Here is a 23,135-nt window from a genome sequence, read left to right as displayed (position 1 = left end):
GGTGGGGCAGCACTAGACTCGGGGGGTGGCTACTCCTGCATCGACCGATTCGTTCGTCCATCTCCACAACCACACCGAGTACTCGATGCTCGACGGCGCGGCCCGGCTGACGGACCTCTTCAGCCACACCGAGGAACTCGGGATGAAGGCTCTCGCCACCACGGACCACGGGTTCGTGTTCGGGGCCTTCGACTTCTGGAGCAAGGCCACCAGCGCGGGCATCAAGCCGATCATCGGCGTGGAGGCCTACCTCACCCCGGGGACCGCCCGGAACGACCGCACCCGCGTGCAGTGGGGCGGCGGCGGGCGCGACGACGTCTCCGGTGCCGGCGCGTACACCCACATGACCCTGTGGTCCGAGACCACCGAGGGCATGCACAACCTGTTCCGGATGTCCTCGCTCGCCTCCCTCGAGGGCTACCTCTACAAGCCCCGCATGGACCGCGACCTCCTCCAGACCTACGGGAAGGGCCTCATCGCGACGACGGGCTGCCCGTCCGGCGAGGTCCAGACGAAGCTCCGCCTCGGCCTGTACGACGAGGCACGGCAGGCGGCGTCGGACTTCCGCGACATCTTCGGGGCCGAGAACTACTTCTGCGAGCTGATGGACCACGGGCTCGACATCGAGCGCAACGTCAAGGCGGACCTGATCCGGCTCGCGAAGGAGCTCGGGCTGCCCCTCGTGGCCACCAACGACCTCCACTACACCCACGCCGAGGACTCCAAGGCCCACGCCGCCCTGCTGTGCGTCCAGTCCGGGTCCACGCTCGCCGACCCGAAGCGCTTCAAGTTCGACGCCGACGAGTTCTACCTGAAGTCGCCGGCCGAGATGCGCGCGATCTTCCGCGACTACCCCGAGGCCTGCGACAACACGCTGCTCATCGCCGAGCGGTGCGAGGTCGAATTCAACACCAAGGCCAACTACATGCCCCGGTTCCCCGTGCCGGAGGGCGAGAACGAGCAGTCCTGGTTCGTCAAGGAGGTCGAGACCGGCCTCCAGTACCGCTACCCGGCGGGCGTGCCCGACGACGTCCGGAAGCAGGCCGAGTTCGAGGTCGGCGTCATCACCCAGATGGGCTTCCCCGGCTACTTCCTCGTCGTCGCCGACTTCATCAACTGGGCCAAGGACAACGGGATCCGGGTGGGGCCCGGCCGCGGCTCGGGCGCCGGCTCCATGGTGGCGTACGCGATGCGCATCACCGACCTCGACCCCCTCAAGCACGGCCTCATCTTCGAGCGCTTCCTCAATCCCGAGCGCGTCTCCATGCCCGACTTCGACGTCGACTTCGATGACCGGCGCCGCTCCGAGGTCATCCGGTACGTGACCGAGAAGTACGGCGACGAACGCGTGGCGATGATCGTCACGTACGGCACCATCAAGGCCAAGCAGGCGCTGAAGGACTCGTCCCGCGTCATGGGGTACCCGTTCTCCACGGGGGAGCGGCTCACCAAGGCCATGCCGCCGGACGTCATGGGCAAGGGCCTCGCCCTGGCCGACGTGCACAACAAGGACGCCAAGCGCTACTCGGAGGCCGAGGAGCTGAGGGAGCTCCTGAAGACCGACGCCGACTCCGAGAAGGTCTTCGAGACGGCCCTCGGCCTCGAGGGGCTGAAGCGCCAGTGGGGCGTGCACGCCGCCGGCGTCATCATGTCCTCCGACCCGCTGATCGACATCATCCCGATCATGCGCCGTGAGCAGGACGGCCAGATCATCACGCAGTTCGACTACCCGACGTGCGAGGGGCTCGGACTGATCAAGATGGACTTCCTCGGCCTGAGGAACCTGACGATCATCTCGGACGCCGTCGAGAACATCAAGGCGAACAAGGACACCGACCTCGTCCTCGAGGAACTCGAGCTCGACGACAAGGCGTCCTACGAGCTCCTGGCCCGCGGCGACACCCTCGGCGTGTTCCAGCTCGACGGCGGGCCCATGCGGTCGCTGCTGAAGCTCATGCGCCCCGACAACTTCGAGGACATCTCCGCCGTCCTGGCCCTGTACCGGCCCGGTCCGATGGGCGTCAACTCCCACACGAACTACGCCCTGCGCAAGAACGGCCTGCAGGACATCGAGCCGATCCACCCCGAGCTCGAAGGGCCGCTCGAGGAGATCCTCGGCGGTACGTACGGCCTCATCGTGTACCAGGAGCAGGTGATGAGCGCCGCCCAGAAGCTGGCGAACTTCACGCTCGGCCAGGCGGACATGCTCCGCCGTGCGATGGGCAAGAAGAAGAAGTCGGAGCTGGACAAGCAGCAGGCCGACTTCTTCGCGGGCATGAAGGCCAACGGCTACTCCCAGGCGGCGATGGACAAGCTGTGGACCGTCCTCGAATCCTTCTCCGACTACGCGTTCAACAAGGCGCACACCGCGGCGTACGGGCTCGTGTCCTACTGGACGGCGTACCTCAAGGCGCACTACCCGGCCGAGTACATGGCCGCCCTGCTCACGAGTGTCGGCGACGACAAGGACAAGCTGGCGATCTACCTCAACGAGTGCCGCCGCATGGGCATCACCGTCCTGCCGCCGGACGTCAACGAGTCGAGCGTGAACTTCACCCCGGTCGGGAAGGACATCCGCTTCGGCATGGGCGCCATCCGCAACGTCGGCTCGAACGTCGTCGGCGCGATGGTGGGGGCGCGGGAGGAGAGGGGCGCGTTCACGTCCTTCAGCGACTTCCTGCAGAAGGTACCCGCGGTCGTCTGCAACAAGCGCACGATCGAGTCCCTCATCAAGGCCGGCGCCTTCGACTCCCTCCGGCACCCGCGCCGCGCCCTGGCGATGATCCACGAGGAGGCCGTGGATTCCGTGATCGTCCTCAAGCGCAACGAGGCGGCGAACCAGTTCGACCTCTTCAGCGCGTTCGACGACGCCGGCGGCTCCGTGGGCGGACTGTCCGTCGAGGTGCCGGACCTGCCCGAGTGGGACAAGAAGGACAAGCTGTCCTTCGAGCGCGACATGCTCGGCCTCTACGTCTCGGACCACCCCCTGCAGGGACTCGAGGGTATCCTCAGCCAGCACGCCGACTCCTCGATCCCCTCCATCATCAGCGAGGAGGGACCGGCGGACGGCGCGATCGTCACCATCGCCGGGATGATCACCTCCCTCCAGCGCCGCATCGCGAAGAACAGTGGCAACGCCTACGCGCGGGCCGAGGTCGAGGACCTGGCGGGTTCCATGGAGGTCATGTTCTTCGGCCAGGTGTACGGCCCCATCTCGGCGGTCCTCGCGGAGGACCTCATCGTCGTCGTGCGGGGACGCCTCCAGCGCCGGGACGACGGCGCGGTCATGCTCAACGCCCAGGAGCTGACGGTCCCGGACCTCAGCGAGGGACACTCGGGGCCCGTGGTGATCTCCATGCTGCAGCACAAGGCGACCGAGACCGCGGTCACGGCGCTCGGGGACGTGCTGAGGACCCACCCCGGGACCAGCGAGGTGCTGATCCGGCTCAACGGGTCACGGAAGGTCGAGGTCATGAAGCTCGGCGTGGACCTGCGGGTCAACCCGACGCCCGGCCTCTTCGGGGACCTCAAGGTCCTGCTCGGGCCGGCCTGCCTCGACGCCTGACCGGCCGGCCCCGGCGGTGCCTCCCGCGGACCGCGTCAGATGACGTAGTCCGTGGCCGTGTGCGTGCCGTAGCTGCCGCCGTGGTACAGCAGCGGAGCGCCGTCGGGCCCGATGCTCCCGGCGACCACCTCGGCGACGACCACGGCGTTGTTCTCGAAGGACAGGCGCATGCTGATGCGCCCCACGAGCCAGCCCGCGACGTCCCGGAGGATCGGGACGCCCTCGGGCCCGGGCTCCCAGTGATCGCCCGTGAACCGGTCCTTGGTGCGCGCGAAACGGTTCGCCAGGCCCTCGTTCTCGGTGCTGAGCATGTGAACGCCCACGAAGTTCGTGTTCGCGACCGCCGGCCAGGAGGACGAGGACCGCGCCATGTTGAACGAGAACCGCGGCGGGTCGGCGGACAGCGAGGCCACCGAGGTGGCGGTGAAGCCGTAGGGGACGCCCTCGTAGGTGGCGGTGAGGATGGCCACTCCTGCGGCGTGGCGGCGGAAGACCTCGCGGAAGGACTCCGCGTGCCCGTCGGCGGGCGCGGTCCGGACGGGTGCTGCACTGCCGGGGTTGCTCATGTGGTTCCTCCTGGGCTCTCGGCGGTGGACACCCCAACCCTAGGCGGCTGCGCCGGCGGCCGTCCGGTTTGTTAATGTAGAAGTCATGCGCGCCAGCCAGGAGCCGGACACCGGACCGAGCAACTACCCGCCTCCTGTCTACTCCGTGGCCGAGGACCGGCGATCGGTTCCGCCGGCGGGGGTCTTCTGGTGGCTCGGGTCCACGATCCTGCTGGGTGGCCTCGTGGGTGCCGCGTGGTGGCTCCTCGCTCCCACGGGCCGGCTGTTCGGCGATCCGTCCTCCGCCGACCAGTGGCTCCTCCGGGACCTCACCCTCGCGGGCCTCGAACTCGTCGCCGGCATCGCCGTCGGCGCCGTCGTCGCCCTGCGCCTGGCGCGGCCTGCCGCCGTGGCGCGCATCGGAGCCGCCGTCGGGGGGTCGGCCCTCGGCTCCCTCCTGGCCGTAGGCGTCGGGGAGGGCCTCGCCCTCCTGCTGGGACCGCACGGGCGGGACGGGCTGCCCGGCTCCGACTTCCTGCTGCACTCCTACGGCGCGCTGGCGATCTGGCCCGCGGTCGCCGCCGTCATCGTCTTCGCCACGGCCCTCATCGGCCTCGCCCGGCGCCGGACCTGACCGCTAACCTCCCCGGCGTCCCGCTGACCGACCCGCGGGGACCGGCGCTCCCGATAGACTCGCAGGGTGAATCCACCCTCCAGCACCTCCCCGACCGTCGGCTTCCGCACCATCGACCTGCGCGGCCGGACGCTGTCCCCGGGTGATCTGAAGAGCCAGATGCCGCGCGCCGCCGTGAACGCCCGGTCCTCCGAGGAGGCCGTGCAGGCCATCATCGACGATGTCCGCGGCCGCGGCACCGAGGCCCTCCGCGACCTCGCCCTGCGTTTCGACGGCGTCGAGCAGGAGCACCCGCGGGTCCCGGCGGAGGTCATCGCCGCCGCCCTCGCCGGGCTCGACGACGGCGTCCGGGCCGCGCTCGAGGAAGCCATCCGGCGCGCGCGCCTCTTCGCCCGGGCGCAGGTCCCCGACGACGTCGAGCTGCAGGTGGCGCCCGGCGCGCACCTGACGCACAAGTGGATCCCCGTGGACCGCGTGGGCCTCTACGTGCCCGGCGGGCTCGCCGTCTACCCGTCCTCCGTGGTCATGAACGTGGTGCCCGCCCAGGCCGCGGGCGTCGGATCGATCGCCCTCGCCTCGCCCCCGCAGAAGGAGTTCGGCGGGTGGCCGCACCCCGTGATCCTCGCCGCCTCCGCCATGCTCGGCGTCACCGAGGTGTACGCGATGGGCGGTGCCCAGGCCGTCGCCGCCCTCGCCTACGGGATCCGGGACGATGCGGGGCAGGGCCGGGACATCGACCCGGTGGACGTCGTCACCGGTCCCGGCAACGTGTTCGTGGCGACGGCCAAGCGCCTGGTCCGCGGCCGGGTCGGCATCGATTCGGAGGCCGGCACGACGGAGATCGCCGTCCTCGCCGACGCCGCCGCCGACCCCGACCTCGTCGCCGCCGACCTCGTGAGCCAGGCGGAACACGACCCGCAAGCCGCGTCCGTCCTGGTGACGGACTCCGAGGAGCTCGCTGCCGCCGTCGTCGCTGCGCTCGAGGTCCGCGCCGCCCGGACGCGGCACGCCGAGCGTGTGCGGACCGCGCTGTCCGGGCCGCAGTCCGGCGTGATCCTGGTCGACGACATCGAGCACGGGATCGCCGTGTGCGATGCGTACGCGGCCGAGCACCTCGAGATCCAGACCGCCGACGCTGCCGCAGTGGCCGCCCGCATCCGCAATGCGGGCGCGGTCTTCATCGGCGCGTACAGCCCCGTCAGCCTGGGGGACTACTGCGCGGGCTCCAACCACGTGCTGCCCACCGGCGGGACGGCGGCCTTCGCGTCCGGGCTCAACGTGACGACGTTCCTGCGCGCGGTCCAGCTCGTGCACTACGACCGCGAGGCGCTGCGGGAGGTCGCGTCCCCGATCCTCTCCCTCGCGGAGGCGGAGAACCTCCCCGCGCACGGTGAGGCCGTCGCCGCGCGCTTCCGCGCCGACGCGTCCTGATCCGCCGCTCCGCCCTGCCGGAGCCACTACATCTGGTAATTACAGTGTTGTTGTTTCACTACATGTAGTTCTAGACTGGGCACGGCACGTTGATGGAACGGCCCACGGAGCGGGAGGGGAGCCATGTACTGTCCGTACTGCCGCAACCCGGATTCGCGCGTGGTCGACAGCCGCCTCGGGGACGACGGATCGGCCATCCGCCGCCGCCGCCAGTGCCCCCAGTGCGGCCGCCGCTTCAGCACGGTGGAGACCACCAGCCTCAGCGTGATCAAGCGCTCCGGGGCGGGGGAACCGTTCAGCCGGTCCAAGATCATCAACGGCGTCCGCAAGGCCTGCCAGGGCCGGCCGGTCACCGAGGACGACCTCGCCCTGCTCGCGCAGGAGGTCGAGGAGAACGTCCGGGCCAGCGGCGTCGCGGAGATCGACGCGCACGAGGTGGGGCTCGCCATCCTCGGACCGCTGCGGAAGCTCGACCAGATCGCCTACCTGCGGTTCGCCAGCGTGTACCAGGGCTTCGAGTCCCTCGAGGACTTCGAGGAGGCCATCGGCACCCTGCGGCAGCAGGGCAAGGACAACGAGCAGCGCGTCCCCACCGGGATGCAGAGGCCGTTGACGGCGCACTAGCGCCCTACAGACCCCGGTGGTGGCTGCGGAGGGGAAGCCGACGCCACCACCGGTTCCACGTCCCGACCGCAGCGCGGAGCAGGGACATCCGCAGACACAGGGAAGCCCGGTACGGAGTCGATCCGTACCGGGCTTCCTTCGCATGCCGGTCTCGGGTGGTCAGTCCTTCGCGTTGGCGAGCAGCGCAGCCTGCAGGGCCCCGCCGACGATCCCCGCATGGTTCTTCAGCTGCGCCGGGAGGATCGGGGTGCGGAGCTTCAGCGACGGCAGGTACTCGCTGCTCCGCTTCGAGATCCCGCCGCCCACGATGAACAGTTCGGGGGAGAAGAGGAACTCCACGTGCGAGAAGTAGCGCTGGAGTCGGACGGCGTACTCGTCCCAGTCGATGCCGTCCCGCTCGCGGGCGACGGCGGAGGCCTTCGACTCGGCGTCGTGCCCGTCGATCTCGAGGTGGCCGAGCTCGGCGTTCGGCACGAGCTTGCCGTCGAAGATGAAGGCCGAGCCGATGCCGGTGCCCAGGGTGATCACGAGGACCGTGCCCAGCCGGCCCTTGCCCGCACCGTAGCGGACCTCGGCGAGGCCGGCGGCGTCGGCGTCGTTGATCACGTGGACGCTACGGCCGAGGACCTTGGTGAACAGGCCGTCGACGTCGGTGTCGACCCAGCTCTTGTCCACATTCGCCGCGGACCGGGCGATGCCGTGCTGGATGATGGCGGGAAAGGTGACGCCGACCGGCACGTCGGCCGGCGGGCCCTCGGGGCGGGAGGAGAGCTCGGCGACGATCTGGGCGACCACCTCGGCGACGGCTTCGGGCGTCGACGGCTTCGGCGTCGGGATCCGGTAGCGTTCACCGATGATCACGCCCTTCTCGAGGTCGACGATGCCGCCCTTGATGCCTGTGCCGCCGATGTCCACGCCGATGACGGCGGCGGGGAGCTTCTTCGATTTCTTCTTGTCGATGTCCTTGGCCATGATTCTTCCTTGACGGGTGGGTCGGGCAGGGTGCAGCGCGTGCCGCAGGTGGTCGTGGTGCAGCGTACGGGGTGGTGCGCCGGCGTCGTGCTAGGGCAGGGTCAGGATCTCCGCGCCGCGGTCCGTGACCAGCAGGGTGTGCTCGAACTGCGCCGTCCTCTTCCGGTCCTTGGTGACGACGGTCCAGTCGTCCGCCCACATGGTCCAGTCGACGGTCCCGAGCGTGAGCATCGGTTCGATCGTGAAGACCATCCCCGGCTCGATCACCCGGTTGTAGGCGGGGGCGGCGTCGTAGTGCGGGATGATCAGACCCGTGTGGAACGCCTCCCCGACGCCGTGCCCGGTGAAGTCACGGACAACACCATAACCGAAGCGCTTCGCGTAGGACTCGATGGTCCGCCCGATGACATTGATCTCGCGTCCCGGCGCGACCGCGCGGATGGCACGGTTGAGGGATTCCTGCGTGCGTTCGACGAGCAGGCGTGATTCCTCGTCGACGTCCCCGATGCAGAACGTGTGGTTGGTGTCCCCGTGCACCCCGTCCTTGTAGGCCGTGATGTCGATGTTGAGGATGTCGCCGTCCTCGATGACCGTGGTGTCGGGGATGCCGTGGCAGATGACCTCGTTGAGCGACGAGCACAGCGACTTCGGGAACCCCCGGTACCCGAGGGTCGAGGGGTAGGCGCCGTGATCGAGCAGGAACTCGTGGCCGATGCGGTCGAGTTCGTCGGTCGTCACCCCGGGTCTGGCATGGTTGCCGACCTCGACGATGGCCTGTGCGGCGATCCTCCCGGCCACGCGGATCTTCTCGATGGTCTCCGGCGTCTTCACCTCGGATCCCGTGAACGGCGCGGGCGCGGTGCGGCCCACGTACTCGGGGCGCGCGATGCCCGGCGGGACGGGACGCTGGGGGGAGATGGTGCCGGGTGTCAGGGTCCCAAGGGGCGCGGTGGCGGAAGTCTGGGGCATACCCTAGATCCTATAGTGGGTGCTGGCGGGTGGCCCACAGGGGCCGCCGGGCCGATCGGCGGATGACACGGTCCGCGTCCGGATGCAGGAGGTCGACATGACGGAGTACTGGTTCAACGTGCGCACGCACGAGGTCGAAGAGGACCGGCAGTCCGACTGGTCCCAGCTCATCGGCCCGTACGCGACCCGGGCGGAGGCCGAGAAGGCCCTCGAGAAGGTGCAGCAGCGCAACGATGCCTGGGACCGGGACGACGACGCGTAGGTACCGTCCTGCCGCCTAGAAGGAGTGCTCGGGGCCGGGGAACGCGCCGGACCGGACCTCGTCCGCGTAGGCGCGCGCTGCGTTCGTGAGGACCGACCGGACGTCCGCGTACTGCTTGACGAACTTCGCCTGCCGGCCACCGCGCAGCCCCGCCATGTCCTGCCAGACCAGTACCTGGCCGGTGGTACCCGGTCCGGCGCCGATACCGATCGTCGGGACGCGCACTGCGGCGTCGACGGCCTCCGCCGTGTCGCTGGGCACCATCTCCATCAGCACGCAGAACGCGCCTGCGTCGGCCAGGGCGACGGCGTCGTCGACGACGCGCTGCGACGCATCCCCGCGCCCCTGCACCCGGTACCCGCCGAGGGCGTGTTCGCTCTGCGGCGTGAACCCGATGTGCGCCATCACGGGGATGCCGGCGCGTACGAGCGCCCGGACCGTCTCCGCGTACTCGGCGCCGCCCTCCATCTTCACGGCGTGCACGAGGCCCTCCTTCAGGAGGCGGACGGAGGACTCGACAGCCTGCTGGGGCGAGACCTCGTAGCTGCCGAAGGGCAGGTCGGCGACGACGAGCGCCCGCCGCGCCGCCGTGCTCACCGCGCGGCTGAACAGGATCATCTCGTCGAGCGTGATGGGCAGCGTCGTGGCGTGCCCGAGGACGTTGTTGGCCGCCGAATCGCCGATGAGGAGGACCTCGATGCCCGCCTCGTCGAACACCTGGGCCGCGTACTGGTCGTACGCCGTCAGCATCGCGAAGCGCGTGCCGTTCTCCTTCGCCTGCTGCAGGTGATGGATGCGGATGCGACCGGATCCCGGGCCGGTCGGGGCGCCGGTCGGCGGGGTCGGCGTCGTGCCTGCTCCCGCTCCGTAGGGGGCGGGCAATTCGGCGGAAGTCATGACACGAGACTATCGGACGGCGCCGCGCCGTCCCGCGGATCAGTAGAGTGAGGACGGCGGTGCAGGCGTGCCCGATGGGACCCTGGCGCCGGAGCACCTGCACGACGTCGGGCAGGGACCGCCTGCCGCCCCGACCGGGCGGCCCGGGCATCGATTCGAGGAATGAGGTTGTCATGGACCGGCAGCAGGAGTTCGTACTGCGCACCATCGAGGAGCGGGACGTGCGGTATGTGCGGCTCTGGTTCACCGACGTCGTCGGCTCCCTGAAGTCGGTGGCCCTCGCCCCGGCGGAGGTGGAGGGCGCGTTCGAGGAGGGCCTCGGGTTCGACGGCTCCTCCATCGAGGGGCTCGCGCGGGTGTACGAGTCGGACATGCTCGCCCAGCCGGACCCGTCCACGTTCCAGATCCTGCCCTGGCGCGGCGAGAAGGAGCAGACGTCCCGGATGTTCTGCGACATCCTCACCCCGGACGGCCAGCCGTCCACCGCCGACCCGCGCGGGGTCCTCAAGAAGACCCTCGCGAAGGCCGCGGACATGGGGTTCACCTGCTACACGCACCCCGAGATCGAGTTCTACCTGCTGAAGTCCGCGGAACCCGGCGCGGACGGCCAGCCGGTGCCGGTGGACCAGGCCGGCTACTTCGACCACGTGCCGGGCGGCGTGGCCCAGGATTTCCGGCGGACGGCGGTGGCGATGCTCGAGTCCGTGGGTATCTCCGTCGAGTTCAGCCACCACGAGGCGGGCCCCGGCCAGAACGAGATCGACCTGCGGTACGCCGACGCACTGCAGACCGCCGACAACATCATGACGTTCCGCACCATCATCAAGGAGGTCGCCCTGACCTCCGGCAGCTACGCGACCTTCATGCCGAAGCCCTTCTCGGAGCATCCCGGATCCGGGATGCACACCCACTTCTCGCTCTTCGAGGGCGACACGAACGCCTTCTACGAGGCCGGGGCCGAGTTCCAGCTGTCGAAGACCGCACGCCAGTTCATCGCCGGCATCCTCCGCCACGCGCCCGAGTTCACCGCCGTGACCAACCAGTTCGTCAACTCCTTCAAGCGGCTCTGGGGTGGCGGCGAGGCGCCGAGCTACCTCTCCTGGGGCCACAACAACCGCTCCGCCCTGGTCCGTGTGCCCCTCTACAAGCCCAACAAGGGCCAGTCAGCACGCATCGAGTACCGAGGCATCGACTCGGCCAGCAATCCCTATCTCGCCTACTCGGTGCTCCTGGGAGCGGGCCTGAAGGGCATCGAGGAGGGTTACGACCTGCCGCCGGCCGCCGAGGACGACGTCTGGAGCCTGACCGCCGCGGAACGGCGCGCCATGGGGCATGACCCGCTGCCCGCCAGCCTGCACGACGCCATCCGCGTCATGGAGGAATCCGAGCTCGTGGCGGACATCCTGGGGGAGCAGGTCTTCGAGAACTTCCTGCGGAACAAGCGAGCCGAGTGGCACGACTACCGGATCCAGGTGACCCCCTGGGAGCTGCGCCGGAACCTGAACATCCTGTAGGGCCGGCACCCGGGGACATGGCTAGGGTTGGGGCATGAGCCTTAACCGAAAGCTGATCAGTTACGGCTTCACGGACCTCGAGAAGAGTCGGCGCTTCCTCGACGCGCCGGAGCTGCGGGGCCTCAACGACGACGACCTCTTCGCGGGCCTCGCCCTGGCCGCCAACCCGGACATGGCCCTGCAGTCCTTCGTGCGGCTCCTGGCCGCCGACCGCCGGGGGGTCACGGCGGCGTTCTCCGACGGGGACCGGCGCGGGCCCCTGTTCCGGCTGCTCGGCGCCTCCGAGGCGCTCGGGGAGTTCCTCATGCGCCATCCGGAGCACCTCGACGTCGTGACGACCCGACCGGCCACGCCCCCGGAGGTCGCCCCCGAGGACCTGCGGGCGGAACTGCTCCGGTCCGTCGACGCCGACCCGGCCGCGGCCAATCCCGTCGCCGGCGCCGTCGGCGTCGACGCATACACCCTGCTCCGGGTCGCCTACCGGAGGCTCCTGACCGATCTCGCCGTCCGCGACATCGGCCACAGCAGGCCCGTCGACTACCTCCCCGTCGTCGCGCGGGAACTCGCGGACCTCGCCGCGGCGGCCCTGGAGGCATCCCTCGCCGTCGCGCGGACGGAACTGGGCGAGGTGTACGGGCACGACGTCGTCGCCCGGGTCCGGCTCGCCGTGATCGCCATGGGCAAGTGCGGTGCGCGCGAGCTCAACTACATCTCCGACGTCGACGTCGTCTACGTGGTGGAGGGGGAGGACCTCGACGACACGACGCTCACCCGGATCGGGACGGGGCTCGCGTCGGGCATGTCCAGGGGTGTCTACTCGCCCGGTCCGGAGCCCGCCCTGTGGGAGGTGGACGCGAACCTCCGGCCCGAGGGCAAGGACGGCCAGCTCGTGCGGACGCTGGAATCGCACGTCTCCTATTACGAGCGGTGGGCGAAGACCTGGGAGTTCCAGGCGCTCCTGAAGGCCCGGGCCGCGGCGGGGGACCCGGACCTCGGCCGGCGATACGAGGAAGCCGTCGCCCCGCTCATCTGGGCGTCGAGCCAGCGGGAGGGCTTCGTCGAGGGTGTGCGGGCCATGCGCCGGCGCGTCACCGACAACATCGCGCGCGGCGAGGAGGCACGCCAGCTCAAACTCGGCCCCGGCGGCCTCCGCGACGTCGAGTTCACCGTCCAGCTGCTGCAGCTCGTCCACGGGCGCCTCGACGAGTCGCTGCGGGTGCGCGACACCGTCACCGCCATCGCCGCCCTCAGCGCCGGCGGGTACGTGGGACGCTCGGACGCGCTGGACCTCGACGACGCCTACCGCTACCTGCGGGTCCTCGAGCACCGGATCCAGCTCATGCAGATGCGCCGCACCCACCTCATGCCGGAGGACGAGACGGCGCTGCGCGCCCTGGCGCGGTCCTCCGAGGGATGCATGGTGACGGTGCGCCCGAGTTCCCGGAGCCTCCACGACAAGTGGCAGTCCACGCGGCGGCTCGTCAGGCGGCTCCACGAATCGATCTTCTACCGCCCGCTGCTCAACAACGCGGCGACGCTCCAGCCCGAGGACGTCCAGCTCACCGCGGAGGCGGCGCAGGCGCGCCTCGCCGCGCTCGGCTACCAGGATCCGCGCGGCGCCATGCGCCACATCGAGGCGCTCACCGGGGGGCTCCGGCGCCGGGCGCTGCTGCAGCGGCAGCTGCTGCCCATCCTGCTGGGCTGGTTCGCCGACGGCGTGGACCCGGACGCAGGGCTCCTCGGGTTCCGCCGCCTCAGCGAATCGCTCGGGGAGAGCCACTGGTACCTCGGCATGCTGCGCGATTCCAGTGCCGCGGCGGAGCGGCTGTGCGCCGTGCTGTCGAGCAGCCGGTTCATCACCGACCTGCTGGAGGTGTCGCCCGAGTCGACCCAGTGGCTCGGCGCCGATGCCGCGCTCGTCCCCGAGGCCTTCGAGGCCCAGTGGACGGAGATCCGGTCGAAGATGTCGCGCCACCCGGAGCCCGAGGAGGCCATCCGCCTGATCCGGCTCATCCGGCGCCGTGAACTGCTGCGCGTCGCCATCGCCGACAGCGCGAACCTCCTGTCCCAGGCGGAGGTGGGGGAGGCACTCTCGGACGCCGACCGGGCGGCCGTCCTCGGGGCCCTGCACGTCGCCGAGAAGCAGGTGTTCGCGCGTGAGGAGCAGCTCACCGATGTGGTCGTGATGGCGATGGGACGACAGGGCGGCCGCGAGATCACCTACGGGTCCGACGCCGACGTCATCTACGTGCACCGGCCGCTGCCCGGGGCGGACGAGGCGGCCGCGCAGAAGCAGGCGGAGGCGATCGTCGCGCGCCTGGCGGCACTGCTCACGCAGCCGTGCAGGCCCCCGGTGCTCGCCGAACGCGTGCTGGAGATCGACGCGGCGCTCCGCCCCGAGGGCAAGCAGGGTCCCCTGGTGCGTTCCATCGGCTCCTACCGCGAGTACTACCGCCGCTGGTCGCTCGTCTGGGAGGCGCAGGCGCTCCTGAGGGCGCGGCCCCTGGCGGGCAGCGACGACCTCGCCGCCGAATTCATCGATCTCATCGAGCCCGTGCGGTATCCCCGCGAGCTCGGCGAGAACGATGTCCGCGAGATCCGGCGCATCAAGGCGCGTGTCGAGGCGGAGCGCCTCCCGCGCGGGGCGGACCCCTCGCGGCACCTGAAGCTCGGGCGCGGGGCCCTCAGCGACGTCGAGTGGCTCGTGCAGCTGCTCCAGCTGCGGCACGCGCACGCGGTCCCGGCCCTGCGTGTGCAGTCGACGCTCACCGCCCTGGACGTCATCGAGGCGGAGGGCCTGCTTCCGGCGGAGGACGTCGCCACGCTGCGCGGCGGCTGGACCCTCGCGACCCGGATCCGTGGGGCCAACGTCATCTGGAGCGGCCGTGGGTCCGACCTGCTACCGTCCTCGCGCCGCGACCTCGAGGCGGTGGCGCGGTGGTGCGGGTACGGCCCGGACAGCGGGTCCCACCTGGAGGAGGACTACCTCCGCATGACGAGGCGCAGCCGGAGCATCTTCGAGCGGCACTTCTACGGGTACTAGCGAGGGTGGGATGCCTGCCGGCCCGGGCGGGGCGCTCTTTCCCTGGCGGCTACGGTGGTTCCCGCCGATGACAGAACGCCCGCCCCGAGGAGGACGGACGCCCTGTCGACTTCACTCAGTATCTGGTGATCGTCAGGCTGGCTGCCGGGCACGAATCAGCGAGACGCACCAGGGCTGCCTTCTCACGTGAATCGACCGTCATTCCCCACCGTGCTTTCACCGTGACCCACTGAGCGACGTAGGAGCAACGGTTGAGCGGTGGCAGCCAGTCCTCAGGCCCCTTGGCCTGCTTCTGCTGGTTCAGCAGGGTGGTCTGGGCGTTGAGGGTGCCGGCATACCCGATGTCGTTGAAGAACGCGACACGTCGAGCCTGCGTCCAAGCCCTTCCCCCTGACCCCCAGACCTCGGCGACGGGAACGGTGTGGTCGATCTGCACAGTGGACGCGGAGGTGTGGATCTTGTTGTCCCAGGAGGTGATCCAGCGACCCGACGCGACGGTGCATCGGCGGGTCGTGGTGTAGGTCGGTGCGGCCTTCGTCTCGGTGACGAGGACCTCGGCCCGGGTGTTCTGGCAGTCCCCGTCGAAGTCCTTCCAATCACCGAAATAGCGATAACGGTCGTAGCCGACGTTGTTCTCGATGGCGACAGGCAGAGCGCGTGCTGCGGCGCGGAGATTGGTCGTATAGGTGACGCCGGCTTCAGCCGGAGCGGCAATGCCGGTGAAGAGGAGCCCGGCGGTCAGGACAGCGATGAGCCCCGATGTGATTTTCATGTGTACCCCAGAGTGATGGGCGTCCCCCATGGACGCCAGGGGTAGTCTGTCACCCGGCAACTCCCATCAGCGCTTCTTGAGGTAAGTGCCGGGGAAACCTGAGGAAGGCCCGGTGCTCCATCCCTCGACCCTTCCACAACCACGAAGACATTCCACCCGGCGGCAGGAGAGCCACGCTCGAGGCGCACGCCAGGGCCGCCAGGGGGGTCGTGGAAGGACTCCCTGAGGGGTTCCGGTTCGCCACGACCTCAGGCACTGTCTCGCTTCGCTTCTGATCGCGTCCGGCCTCGACGTGAGAGTGGTCCAGCGATGCCTGCGTCACGCCTCGGCGAACACGACGCCGGACACCTCCGGGCACATGTTCCCGGACAGAGAAGAGTCCGCACGGGCTGCCGTCACCGAAGTTCCGGCTGCTCGTGCGGACTCTCTGCGGACTGGACCCCGGTCAGCCGCGGGATCGCGCTAGACGCCGTAGTACAGCTCGAACTCGTAGGGGTTCGGGCGCAGCGAGAGCGGCATGATCTCCATTTCGCGCTTGTACTGGATCCACGTGTCGATCAGGTCCTGCGTGAAGACGTCGCCCGCCTGCAGGAACTCGTTGTCCGCCTCGAGGGCCAGGAGAGCCTCCTCGAGCGAGCCGGGAGCCTTCTGGATGTCCTTGGCCTCCTCGGCGGGGAGCTCGTAGAGGTCCTTGTCGATGGGGTCCGCGGGCTCGATGCGGTTCTTGATCCCGTCGAGGCCGGCCATGAGCTGCGCGGCGAAGGCGAGGTACGGGTTCGACGACGGGTCCGGCGCGCGGAACTCGATGCGCTTGGCCTTCGGGTTGGACCCGGTGATGGGGATGCGGATGCCGGCGGAGCGGTTGCCCTGCGAGTAGACCATGTTGACCGGGGCTTCGAAGCCCTTGACCAGGCGGCGGTAGGAGTTCACCGTCGGGTTGGTGAACGCCAGGACCGCCGAGGCGTGCTTGAGCAGGCCGCCGATGTACCAGCGGGCCATGTCCGAGAGGCCGGCGTAGCCGCGCTCGTCGTAGAACAGCGGCACGCCGTTGCTCCACAGCGACTGGTGGCAGTGCATGCCGGAGCCGTTGTCGCCGAAGACGGGCTTCGGCATGAACGTGGCGGACTTGCCCCAGGCGTTGGAGACGTTCTTGACGATGTACTTGAACTTCTGCAGGTCGTCCGCAGCGTGCGTCATGGTCGTGAACTTGTAGTTGATCTCGGCCTGGCCGGCGCCGCCGACCTCGTGGTGGGAGCGCTCGACCTCGAGGCCCGCCTTGTCCAGTTCGACGCAGATCGCGTCGCGGAGGTCGGCCTGCTTGTCGACGGGGGACACCGGGAAATAGCCGCCCTTGAAGGGGGTCTTGTTGCCGAGGTTGCCGCCGACTTCCTCACGGCCGCTGTTCCAGGGCGCCTCGATCGAGTCCACCTTGTAGAAGCTGCCCTGCGGGGAGGACTCGTACTGCACGTTGTCGAAGATGAAGAACTCGGCTTCGGGGGCGAAGAACGCCGTGTCCGCGATGCCCGTGGAGGACAGGTACGCCTCCGCCCGTTCGGCGACGCTGCGCGGATCGCGGTGGTAGGGGTCGCCGGTGCGCGGATTGACGATGGAGAAGTTCAGCGCGAGGGTCTTCTCGGTGCGGAACGGGTCGATGAACGCCGTCGTCGCGTCCGGGATGAGCTGCATGTCCGACTCGGCGATGCCCTGGAAGCCGCGGATCGAGGATCCGTCGAAAAGCTGGCCGTGGATGAAGAAGTCGGCGTCGACCGTCTTGGCGGGGACGTTGAAGTGCTGCTGCACGCCGGGCAGGTCGGTGAACCGGACATCGACGAACTTGATGTCTTCGTCGGCGATGAATTTGAGGACCTCGTCCGCATTCTTAAACATCGATTCATGCTCCTATCACAGGGCTGGGGGAAAGACCGGACGCCAGCGCGTGCCTCTCACCGGGCGGGAGGTCACGAACTCTGACAGAGACACTGCCGTCGTCTCGTTCCAACTGTAGGAGCGGGCAGTTTCTCGCTGGTGTCGCTGTTGTTTCCGGGATGTTACATGGCGGGAAGTGCGCCTCCTACCCTAGCGCGTTCCCCCGAGTGGGGGCATAATGCGGCTGCTCCCCCCGGGTAGGCTGGAGGCGTGGTAAGCAGAGACGACATCGGCTCGTGGATGGAGGGCCCCTCCCCATCGGGCAACCAGCAGTGGCCCGGCCAGCGGCTCGGACGCCCGGAATCCGGCCCCGGGTCGATCGCCCGGTTCAGCCCCAGGGCGGCGGCGCTCCTCATCGACTGGGTGATCTGCTCGGCGGTCTCGGCGGCGTTCTTCGACTACGACTCCTTCGCAACGCTGTACCTCTTCCTCCTCGAACAGATCCTGTTCGTCGGCTTCTTCGGCTACAGCATCGGGCATCGCCTTCTGCGCATGCAGGTGCAGACCCTGGACGGGAAGCCCGCAGGCTATCTCACGGCGACCATCCGGAGCGTGCTCCTGTGCCTCGTGATCCCGGCGCTCATCATCGACGCGGACCAGCGGGGCGTCCACGACCGGGTGCGCGGGACCGGGCTCTTCCGGATCTAGCAGGACATGCGAAGAGCCCCTCCCGGCTACTGCTCCCGGGAGGGGCTCTTCGCATGTGTGCGGCCGGCTGGTCAGCGCCCGCGCATGGCCTTGCGGTCGGGACGGGCCCTGAACGGATCCACGCCCTTGGGGATCGGGAGCTTGGTGCCGAGGGCGCTCAGCCGCTTGTCGACGGCGTACACCTCCTGCTTGGTGAGGGTCTTCTTGAGCTTCTGCACCGTCTTCGGGAGCTTGGAGAGGGGCACCTGGCGTTCACCGCGGCCGGTCTCGATGACATGGATCGGCACATTCGGGATGATGCGCGCCATCCTGCGCTTCTCGCCGTCCACGAGCTGCTTCACCCGGGTGGAGGGGCCTTCCGAGACGAGGATGACGCCCGGGCGGCCGATCACACGGAAGACGGCGTCCTGCGTGCGGGGGTTGACCGCGACGGGCTGCTCCTGGAGGATCCAGCCCCGGCGGAGGACGCTCAGGGCGGCTCCGGCAGCGCCGGGCTTTCCCTCGATCTGCGAGAACGCAGCGCGCTCGGCCCGACGGGACAGGATGAAGATCGCCGCGAGGAACGCGAGGGGTATCGCGATGATCATCAGCGTGATGACGTTGCCGATCAGCAGGCCGATCAGCAGCCCCAGCGCGATGATGCCGACGAAGGCCAGCAGCATGAACCAGACGACGCTCGGATCGTTGCGCCGCGTCATCTTGAATACTTCGGAGACCTGCTTCATCCGACCGGTCTTCTTCGGACCCTTTGCGGCCCGCGGCTTGCGGGCGAAGAGACGGCGTTTGGGCGTGGGTGAACCGGAAGGATCGATCATGTGCGACATAGTGCTTCGATTCTACGGGATGGCGGGAGAGCGACGGCCGGAGTGCCCGCCGTCGTGCACGGCGGGGTGCGTCAGCCGGCGAGGAGCGAGGACGCTTCCTGCAGTGCTGATCCGGACTCGTCGAGGTGGGCGAGTTCCGGAGGGAGTTCGAGGCCCTTCTTGCGCATGGCACGCGCCCAGAGTCGGCCCGCGCGGTAGGACGAGCGGACGAGGGGCCCGCTCATGACGCCGAGGAAACCGATCTCCTCGGCCTCTTCGCTCAGTTCGACGAACTCGCCGGGCTTCACCCAGCGGTCCACCGGGAGGTGGCGCTCGCTCGGCCGCAGGTACTGCGTGATCGTGATGAGGTCGCAGCCGGCGTCGTGCAGGTCGCGGAGGGCCTCGGAGATCTCCTCCCGGGTCTCACCCATGCCGAGGATGAGGTTCGACTTCGTCACCATGCCGCGGTCGCGCCCCTGCGCGATGACGTCGAGGGAGCGCTCGTAGCGGAACGCCGGGCGGATCCGCTTGAAGATGCGGGGGACGGTCTCCACGTTGTGCGCGAAGACCTCCGGGGCCGCGTCGCAGATCGCGGCGATGTGCTCAGGACGGCCGGAGAAGTCGGGGATCAGGATCTCGACACCGGTGCCCGGGTTCACGCTGTGGATCTGCCGGATGGTCTCGGCGTAGAGCCAGACACCCTCGTCGGGCAGGTCGTCGCGGGCGACGCCGGTCACGGTGGCGTAGCGCAGGTTCATCGACTGCACCGACTGTGCGACCTTGAAGGGCTCACTGCGGTCGAGGGGCTGCGGCTTGCCGGTGTCGATCTGGCAGAAGTCGCACCGGCGGGTGCACTCGGAGCCGCCGATCAGGAACGTGGCCTCCCGGTCCTCCCAGCACTCGAAGATGTTGGGGCAGCCTGCTTCCTCACAGACGGTGTGCAGACCCTCCTTCTTGACGAGGTTCTTCATGGCCACGAATTCGGGGCCGATGGTGACCTTCGCCTTGATCCAGTCGGGCTTGCGCTCCACCGGTGTCTCGGCATTGCGCGCCTCGACGCGCAGCAGGCGGCGGCCCTCGGGTGCAAGACTCACAGGAAAGCTCCTTCTGACGGGTTCTGGGCGAAACCGGGTGCTCCGGCGGCACCAGCAGGGTGGCGTGGGGTTCCGGTGTCGTCCGTGCCCACCAGCACCGCCTCATTCTTGCGCAGTTCGTCCTCGATCGACGAAACGAGATCGGCCGGTGTGACCGTGCGCCCGCACTCGGAGGAGATGGATGTGACACCCGCGTCCGCGATACCGCAGGGGACGATCTGCTGGAAGGGCGCGAGATCGTTGCTGCAGTTGACCGCGAAGCCGTGCATGGTGACGCGGTTCTTCACACGGATGCCGATCGCCGCGATCTTGCGTGCGGGCTGCGTGCCCGTCGCCGCGAGCCAGACCCCGGACCGCCCGTCGATCCGAAGACCGTCGATGCCGAACTGCCGCAGCGAGATGATGATGGCTTCCTCGAGCGTGTGGACGTATTCGGCGATGCGCGCCGGGTCACGCAGCGCGAGGATCGGATAGCCGACCAGTTGTCCCGGCCCGTGCCAGGTGAGTTTCCCTCCGCGGTCGACAGGCACCACGGGCGTACCGTCGAAGGGCCGCTCGTGCTCCTCGGTGCGTTTGCCCGCGGTGTACACGGCGGCGTGCTCGAGGAGGAGGACGGTGCTGGGAGCGCTGCCCTCCACCACACGGGCGTGGAGGGCCTTCTGCATCTCCCACCCCTCCGTGTACTCGATGTAGTCCGGAGCGAGGCCGACGCGCGACAGCACAAGAGTCATGGCACAAGCCTAGTCCTGCGGAGGGACACTCTTCCGCCCCGTCCCGCATCACCGGTGCCGGTCTGAGTGCTGGTCCTCGGATCGCCCGGGCAGGTCGAAGCCCGCCCCGAGCCTGACCAGCCGCCAGTCCTGCCCGGCACGGCGCACCTCGAACCGCAGGATCGGGGAGACGGGGCCGGTCTGGGCCTCGAACCTCCAGAAGTCGGCGCGCCAGGGGTGGACGGGCCGCACCTCCTCCGGGCCCGCCGAGGTCCCCGGGAGCGCCCGCCAGGTGGACCAGTGGCGACGCGGACCGACGACCTGCCACAGCGACCCCCGCCACCGCAGCCGACAGGGCTGCGGGATGCCGTCGACGTCCGCAAAGACGAGTCCGACGGCCTCGTCCACGGGACGCCACGCATCGGGTGAGTCAGCGGGAATGCGTTTCATGGCTGCCTGCCTCGAGTGGAATAGTGCCTTAAAAATAGAACAGATGTTCTAGTACTTCAATCGGTCCGGGCAGCGGTGCGCGGCAGCCTGTGGATAACGCGGACGGGGTCGTCGCGGTGGCCTAGAACTGGAGCATGGAGGATGCCGGAGGATCCGATCAGGCCAGGCCGGAGCCGGTCACAGGGGGACCCGCAGGCGGTCCCGCCACGGGTGCCGCGTCGGGACCGGCTGGCATGCCGGACCGCCCGCGGAGCGCCGAGTCCGACGACGACGCGCAGCGTCCGGTCGTCCACGGCCTGCAGGTCGGGCGCCTCCTGGGGCGCGGTGGTTCCTCCGCCGTGTGGCTCGCGGGTGACGACGGCGGGCGGCGCTTCGCGCTGAAGGTGGCGACGCCGGTCCCGTCGGCCCTTGCGGAAGGACGTGTCATGGAGGGTCCCGCGGCGCCGACCCGCCGCGGGCGGCGCGCGGCAGCCGGCATGACACCCTCTCCCGCCTCGGGAGTGAAAGGGGACAGTGCGGCAGACGCCCTGCCGTCGTCGGGTCCCGGGCACCGCCGGGGGCCGGGCGCGGGCACGACCGACCTCGTGCGGGAACTCACACTGCTGCAGCGGTTCACCCACGACCACCTGGTCAGGGTGCACGGGATCGTCGAGACGGACCAGGGCCCCGGCCTGCTGATGGACCTCGCCCCGGGCGGGTCGCTCCTCGGCCTCGTCACGAGCCGCGGACCGCTGCCGATCCCCGAGGTGGTGACGGCCCTGGCACCGGTGGCGCAGGCGCTCGGCTACCTGCACGCCTCGGGCGCCCTGCACGGCGACGTCACGCCGGGGAACATCCTCTTCACCGCGGAAGGCAAGCCCCTCCTCGGCGATCTCGGGACCGGACGGCTGCTGGGGGCCGGGCGGGGCGGTGCAGCAGGGACACCGGGGTTCCTCGATCCGCTCCAGGACGGCTCCTTCGACCCGGGCGCCGACGTCTTCGCCCTGGCCGCCGTGGCGTGGTTCGCACTGACCGGCCGCGTGCCCGGTCCTGCGCAGCAGCGGCCCCCGCTCGCGCTGATCGTCCCGGAAGTACCCAGGGATCTGATGCAGCTCATCGAGGACGCGCTGGGCTCCGCCCGTGAGCGGCGGCCCACCGCCGAGCAGTTCACCCGCAGCCTGCTGGCCAGTTCCACGCCGGTGCCCGTCGACCTCGTTCCCGCCGTACATGCGAGCATCCTCCCCGAACTGCTGACCCGACGGGCCGACGCACCTCCCGGCCGTCCGCAGTCCTGGTGGAGGCGGGCGGTCGGCCTCGGCCCGCGCACCGGGGGCAGAGGACCCGGAGCCGGGCGGCAAGGGCGTCCTTCCCTGGGCACCCGGCCGCGCCGCCCCTCCGACGGGGTGGCCCCCGCCACTCCGCGGGGTCACGGGCGTGCACGGTCGCGGGAGGTGCGGGCCCGGCTGGTCCTGGCGATCCTGGCCGGGGCCGCCGCCGTCGTGCTGCTCGTGGGTGGGCTGGTACTGACCGTCGACGGGCGCACCGTCGAGCCGGCGGCCGGCGGAGCGCCCGTCGCTGCTCCCGGTGCCGTCCCCGGCGGACCGTCGTCCGGATCACCGTCCGGATCACCGTCCGGATCACCGTCCGGATCACCGTCCGGATCACCGTCCGCATCACCGACCGGATCGCCAACCGGTCCCATGCGGGCCCGTGCAGCTCCGGGCCCGTCGGACGGGACGGACGCCGGCGGTGGGAACACGCAGCCGGGCGAGGATCAGGCCCGGAACGAGGTCACGGCCGATCGCCCTGATGCGGATCGGGCGGAGTCACCCGACGATCCCGCTGCCGCCCTGGTCGGCCTCGCTGCTGTGCGGGCGCGGGCCTTCGCGGAGGCCGACCCGGACCTGCTCACGAGGGTCGACGTCGGGGGATCCCCCGCGATGACGGCGGATCGGGAAGCAGTCGAAGCGCTCGCGCAGACGGGCAGGATCCTCCGGGACCTGTCGATCGACATCCGGGCACCATCCGCCCTGACGGAGGCGCAGCTCGCCGGTCTCCCGGCGCTCTCGGGCCTCGCCGCCGTCACCGACCCGCCACCGTCCACCGAGGTGTCCCTGGTGCGGGCGACGGCAGCCCTCTCGTCCTACACCGAGACCCGGGCGTCAGCGTCGCACCGGTCCGCACCGGACCCGCTGACGGCAGCCGGCCGGCAGGAGCTCATCTTCATCCTGTGGTCGTCCGCGGACGGGTGGCGGATCCATTCCGTCGTGGCAGCACCCCCGTGAGCCGTGCCGCGG

At 69.7% G+C, this 23,135-nt stretch carries 20 protein-coding genes; 10 read left to right on the top strand and 10 right to left on the bottom strand.

All coding sequences use genetic code 11. From position 1 onward, the window contains the following. The first annotated feature begins 25 nt into the window (after nucleotides 1-25). Complete coding sequence (gene dnaE, locus ACX80P_RS03840) at nucleotides 26-3,565, top strand: DNA polymerase III subunit alpha (protein WP_459276700.1); 3,540 nt, start codon at nucleotides 26-28, stop codon at nucleotides 3,563-3,565. Between the two features lie 35 nt (nucleotides 3,566-3,600). Here the strand turns inward: dnaE and ACX80P_RS03835 are convergent, their stop codons facing one another. Next, nucleotides 3,601-4,131 carry a flavin reductase family protein gene (locus ACX80P_RS03835; protein ID WP_459276699.1) on the bottom strand — a complete coding sequence of 177 codons (531 nt, stop codon included), beginning with the start codon at nucleotides 4,129-4,131 and terminating at the stop codon, nucleotides 3,601-3,603. An 85-nt stretch (nucleotides 4,132-4,216) separates the two neighbouring features. Between ACX80P_RS03835 and ACX80P_RS03830 the strand changes: the two genes are divergently transcribed. The 3 genes from ACX80P_RS03830 to nrdR all read left to right on the top strand — a co-directional run bounded on the left by ACX80P_RS03830 (nucleotide 4,217) and on the right by nrdR (nucleotide 6,799). Next, a complete protein-coding gene (locus ACX80P_RS03830) occupies nucleotides 4,217-4,744 on the top strand; it encodes a hypothetical protein (RefSeq protein ID WP_459276698.1) in 528 nt (175 codons plus the stop codon). A gap of 66 nt (nucleotides 4,745-4,810) precedes the next feature. Continuing rightward, entirely contained in the window at nucleotides 4,811-6,175 is a 1,365-nt protein-coding gene (gene hisD, locus ACX80P_RS03825) for a histidinol dehydrogenase (RefSeq protein WP_459276697.1), read from the top strand. A 123-nt stretch (nucleotides 6,176-6,298) separates the two neighbouring features. Further along, nucleotides 6,299-6,799 carry a transcriptional regulator NrdR gene (nrdR, locus tag ACX80P_RS03820; RefSeq protein WP_459276696.1) on the top strand — a complete coding sequence of 167 codons (501 nt, stop codon included), beginning with the start codon at nucleotides 6,299-6,301 and terminating at the stop codon, nucleotides 6,797-6,799. Nucleotides 6,800-6,958: 159 nt separating this feature from the next. On the opposite strand, the gene ppgK is transcribed toward nrdR, so the two are convergent. Continuing rightward, nucleotides 6,959-7,771 carry a polyphosphate--glucose phosphotransferase gene (gene ppgK, locus ACX80P_RS03815; protein ID WP_459276695.1) on the bottom strand — a complete coding sequence of 271 codons (813 nt, stop codon included), beginning with the start codon at nucleotides 7,769-7,771 and terminating at the stop codon, nucleotides 6,959-6,961. Between the two features lie 90 nt (nucleotides 7,772-7,861). Further along, entirely contained in the window at nucleotides 7,862-8,740 is an 879-nt protein-coding gene (map, locus tag ACX80P_RS03810; RefSeq protein ID WP_459276694.1) for a type I methionyl aminopeptidase, read from the bottom strand. A gap of 97 nt (nucleotides 8,741-8,837) precedes the next feature. Between map and ACX80P_RS03805 the strand changes: the two genes are divergently transcribed. Next, the gene (locus tag ACX80P_RS03805; RefSeq protein ID WP_459276693.1) at nucleotides 8,838-9,002 is read left to right on the top strand and encodes an SPOR domain-containing protein; all 165 of its coding nucleotides are present in this window, start codon (nucleotides 8,838-8,840) and stop codon (nucleotides 9,000-9,002) included. A gap of 15 nt (nucleotides 9,003-9,017) precedes the next feature. Here the strand turns inward: ACX80P_RS03805 and panB are convergent, their stop codons facing one another. After that, nucleotides 9,018-9,899 carry a 3-methyl-2-oxobutanoate hydroxymethyltransferase gene (gene panB / locus ACX80P_RS03800; RefSeq protein WP_459276692.1) on the bottom strand — a complete coding sequence of 294 codons (882 nt, stop codon included), beginning with the start codon at nucleotides 9,897-9,899 and terminating at the stop codon, nucleotides 9,018-9,020. 173 nt (nucleotides 9,900-10,072) lie between these two features. On the opposite strand from panB, the gene glnA (ACX80P_RS03795) reads away from it, so the two are divergent. Together glnA (ACX80P_RS03795) and ACX80P_RS03790 are read left to right on the top strand one after the other, a co-directional pair. Then, nucleotides 10,073-11,413 carry a type I glutamate--ammonia ligase gene (gene glnA / locus ACX80P_RS03795; RefSeq protein WP_459276691.1) on the top strand — a complete coding sequence of 447 codons (1,341 nt, stop codon included), beginning with the start codon at nucleotides 10,073-10,075 and terminating at the stop codon, nucleotides 11,411-11,413. Nucleotides 11,414-11,447: 34 nt separating this feature from the next. Next, the gene (locus ACX80P_RS03790; protein ID WP_459276690.1) at nucleotides 11,448-14,456 is read left to right on the top strand and encodes a bifunctional [glutamine synthetase] adenylyltransferase/[glutamine synthetase]-adenylyl-L-tyrosine phosphorylase; all 3,009 of its coding nucleotides are present in this window, start codon (nucleotides 11,448-11,450) and stop codon (nucleotides 14,454-14,456) included. Nucleotides 14,457-14,571: 115 nt separating this feature from the next. Here the strand turns inward: ACX80P_RS03790 and ACX80P_RS03785 are convergent, their stop codons facing one another. Beyond that, complete coding sequence (locus ACX80P_RS03785; protein ID WP_459276689.1) at nucleotides 14,572-15,228, bottom strand: HNH endonuclease family protein; 657 nt, start codon at nucleotides 15,226-15,228, stop codon at nucleotides 14,572-14,574. Nucleotides 15,229-15,499: 271 nt separating this feature from the next. Here ACX80P_RS03785 and ACX80P_RS03780 point away from each other — a divergent pair, with 271 nt between their 5' ends. Next, nucleotides 15,500-15,694, top strand: a complete 195-nt coding sequence (locus ACX80P_RS03780) for a hypothetical protein (protein ID WP_459276793.1) — start codon at nucleotides 15,500-15,502, stop codon at nucleotides 15,692-15,694. Here the strand turns inward: ACX80P_RS03780 and glnA (ACX80P_RS03775) are convergent. After that, nucleotides 15,691-17,115: a type I glutamate--ammonia ligase gene (gene glnA / locus ACX80P_RS03775; RefSeq protein WP_459276688.1), complete on the bottom strand. Its 1,425-nt coding sequence runs from the start codon at nucleotides 17,113-17,115 to the stop codon at nucleotides 15,691-15,693. The two genes, ACX80P_RS03780 and glnA (ACX80P_RS03775), sit on opposite strands and share 4 nt — an antisense overlap. Nucleotides 17,116-17,364: 249 nt before the next feature. Here glnA (ACX80P_RS03775) and ACX80P_RS03770 point away from each other — a divergent pair, with 249 nt between their 5' ends. Beyond that, the gene (locus ACX80P_RS03770) at nucleotides 17,365-17,802 is read left to right on the top strand and encodes an RDD family protein (protein WP_459276687.1); all 438 of its coding nucleotides are present in this window, start codon (nucleotides 17,365-17,367) and stop codon (nucleotides 17,800-17,802) included. Nucleotides 17,803-17,873: 71 nt separating this feature from the next. Here ACX80P_RS03770 and ACX80P_RS03765 read toward each other — a convergent pair whose 3' ends face one another. The 4 genes from ACX80P_RS03765 to ACX80P_RS03750 form a co-directional block, all read right to left on the bottom strand. Beyond that, entirely contained in the window at nucleotides 17,874-18,626 is a 753-nt protein-coding gene (locus ACX80P_RS03765; protein ID WP_459276686.1) for a DUF4191 domain-containing protein, read from the bottom strand. Nucleotides 18,627-18,697: 71 nt separating this feature from the next. After that, nucleotides 18,698-19,699: a lipoyl synthase gene (gene lipA, locus ACX80P_RS03760; protein WP_459276685.1), complete on the bottom strand. Its 1,002-nt coding sequence runs from the start codon at nucleotides 19,697-19,699 to the stop codon at nucleotides 18,698-18,700. Next, a complete protein-coding gene (gene lipB / locus ACX80P_RS03755; protein WP_459276684.1) occupies nucleotides 19,696-20,430 on the bottom strand; it encodes a lipoyl(octanoyl) transferase LipB in 735 nt (244 codons plus the stop codon). The genes lipA and lipB overlap by 4 nt, the downstream gene beginning before the upstream one ends. Nucleotides 20,431-20,478: 48 nt before the next feature. Beyond that, nucleotides 20,479-20,859 carry a hypothetical protein gene (locus ACX80P_RS03750; RefSeq protein WP_459276683.1) on the bottom strand — a complete coding sequence of 127 codons (381 nt, stop codon included), beginning with the start codon at nucleotides 20,857-20,859 and terminating at the stop codon, nucleotides 20,479-20,481. 233 nt (nucleotides 20,860-21,092) lie between these two features. Between ACX80P_RS03750 and ACX80P_RS03745 the strand changes: the two genes are divergently transcribed. Continuing rightward, on the top strand, nucleotides 21,093-23,123 hold the full coding sequence (locus ACX80P_RS03745) for a serine/threonine-protein kinase (RefSeq protein WP_459276682.1): 2,031 nt from the start codon (nucleotides 21,093-21,095) through the stop codon (nucleotides 23,121-23,123). Nucleotides 23,124-23,135 lie beyond the last annotated feature (12 nt).

It is taken from the genome of Arthrobacter arabinosi (assembly GCF_054511115.1).
The sequence above is the reverse complement of the archived record's forward strand: the minus strand, read 5'-3'. Positions and strand labels throughout refer to the sequence as shown.

Bases quoted from the DNA above. Each gene is read 5' to 3' on its own strand.
- ACX80P_RS03790 (WP_459276690.1), top strand. From the start codon at position 11,448: ATGAGCCTTAACCGAAAGCTGATCAGTTACGGCTTCACGGACCTCGAG.
- ACX80P_RS03830 (WP_459276698.1), top strand. From the start codon at position 4,217: ATGCGCGCCAGCCAGGAGCCGGACACCGGACCGAGCAACTACCCGCCT.
- ACX80P_RS03785 (WP_459276689.1), bottom strand. From the start codon at position 15,228: ATGAAAATCACATCGGGGCTCATCGCTGTCCTGACCGCCGGGCTCCTC.
- panB (WP_459276692.1), bottom strand. From the start codon at position 9,899: ATGACTTCCGCCGAATTGCCCGCCCCCTACGGAGCGGGAGCAGGCACG.
- ACX80P_RS03750 (WP_459276683.1), bottom strand. From the start codon at position 20,859: ATGAAACGCATTCCCGCTGACTCACCCGATGCGTGGCGTCCCGTGGAC.
- map (WP_459276694.1), bottom strand. From the start codon at position 8,740: ATGCCCCAGACTTCCGCCACCGCGCCCCTTGGGACCCTGACACCCGGC.
- ACX80P_RS03745 (WP_459276682.1), top strand. From the start codon at position 21,093: ATGCCGGACCGCCCGCGGAGCGCCGAGTCCGACGACGACGCGCAGCGT.
- ACX80P_RS03765 (WP_459276686.1), bottom strand. From the start codon at position 18,626: ATGTCGCACATGATCGATCCTTCCGGTTCACCCACGCCCAAACGCCGT.
- glnA (WP_459276691.1), top strand. From the start codon at position 10,073: ATGGACCGGCAGCAGGAGTTCGTACTGCGCACCATCGAGGAGCGGGAC.
- lipB (WP_459276684.1), bottom strand. From the start codon at position 20,430: ATGACTCTTGTGCTGTCGCGCGTCGGCCTCGCTCCGGACTACATCGAG.
- ACX80P_RS03835 (WP_459276699.1), bottom strand. From the start codon at position 4,131: ATGAGCAACCCCGGCAGTGCAGCACCCGTCCGGACCGCGCCCGCCGAC.
- nrdR (WP_459276696.1), top strand. From the start codon at position 6,299: ATGTACTGTCCGTACTGCCGCAACCCGGATTCGCGCGTGGTCGACAGC.
- ACX80P_RS03805 (WP_459276693.1), top strand. From the start codon at position 8,838: ATGACGGAGTACTGGTTCAACGTGCGCACGCACGAGGTCGAAGAGGAC.
- ppgK (WP_459276695.1), bottom strand. From the start codon at position 7,771: ATGGCCAAGGACATCGACAAGAAGAAATCGAAGAAGCTCCCCGCCGCC.
- glnA (WP_459276688.1), bottom strand. From the start codon at position 17,115: ATGTTTAAGAATGCGGACGAGGTCCTCAAATTCATCGCCGACGAAGAC.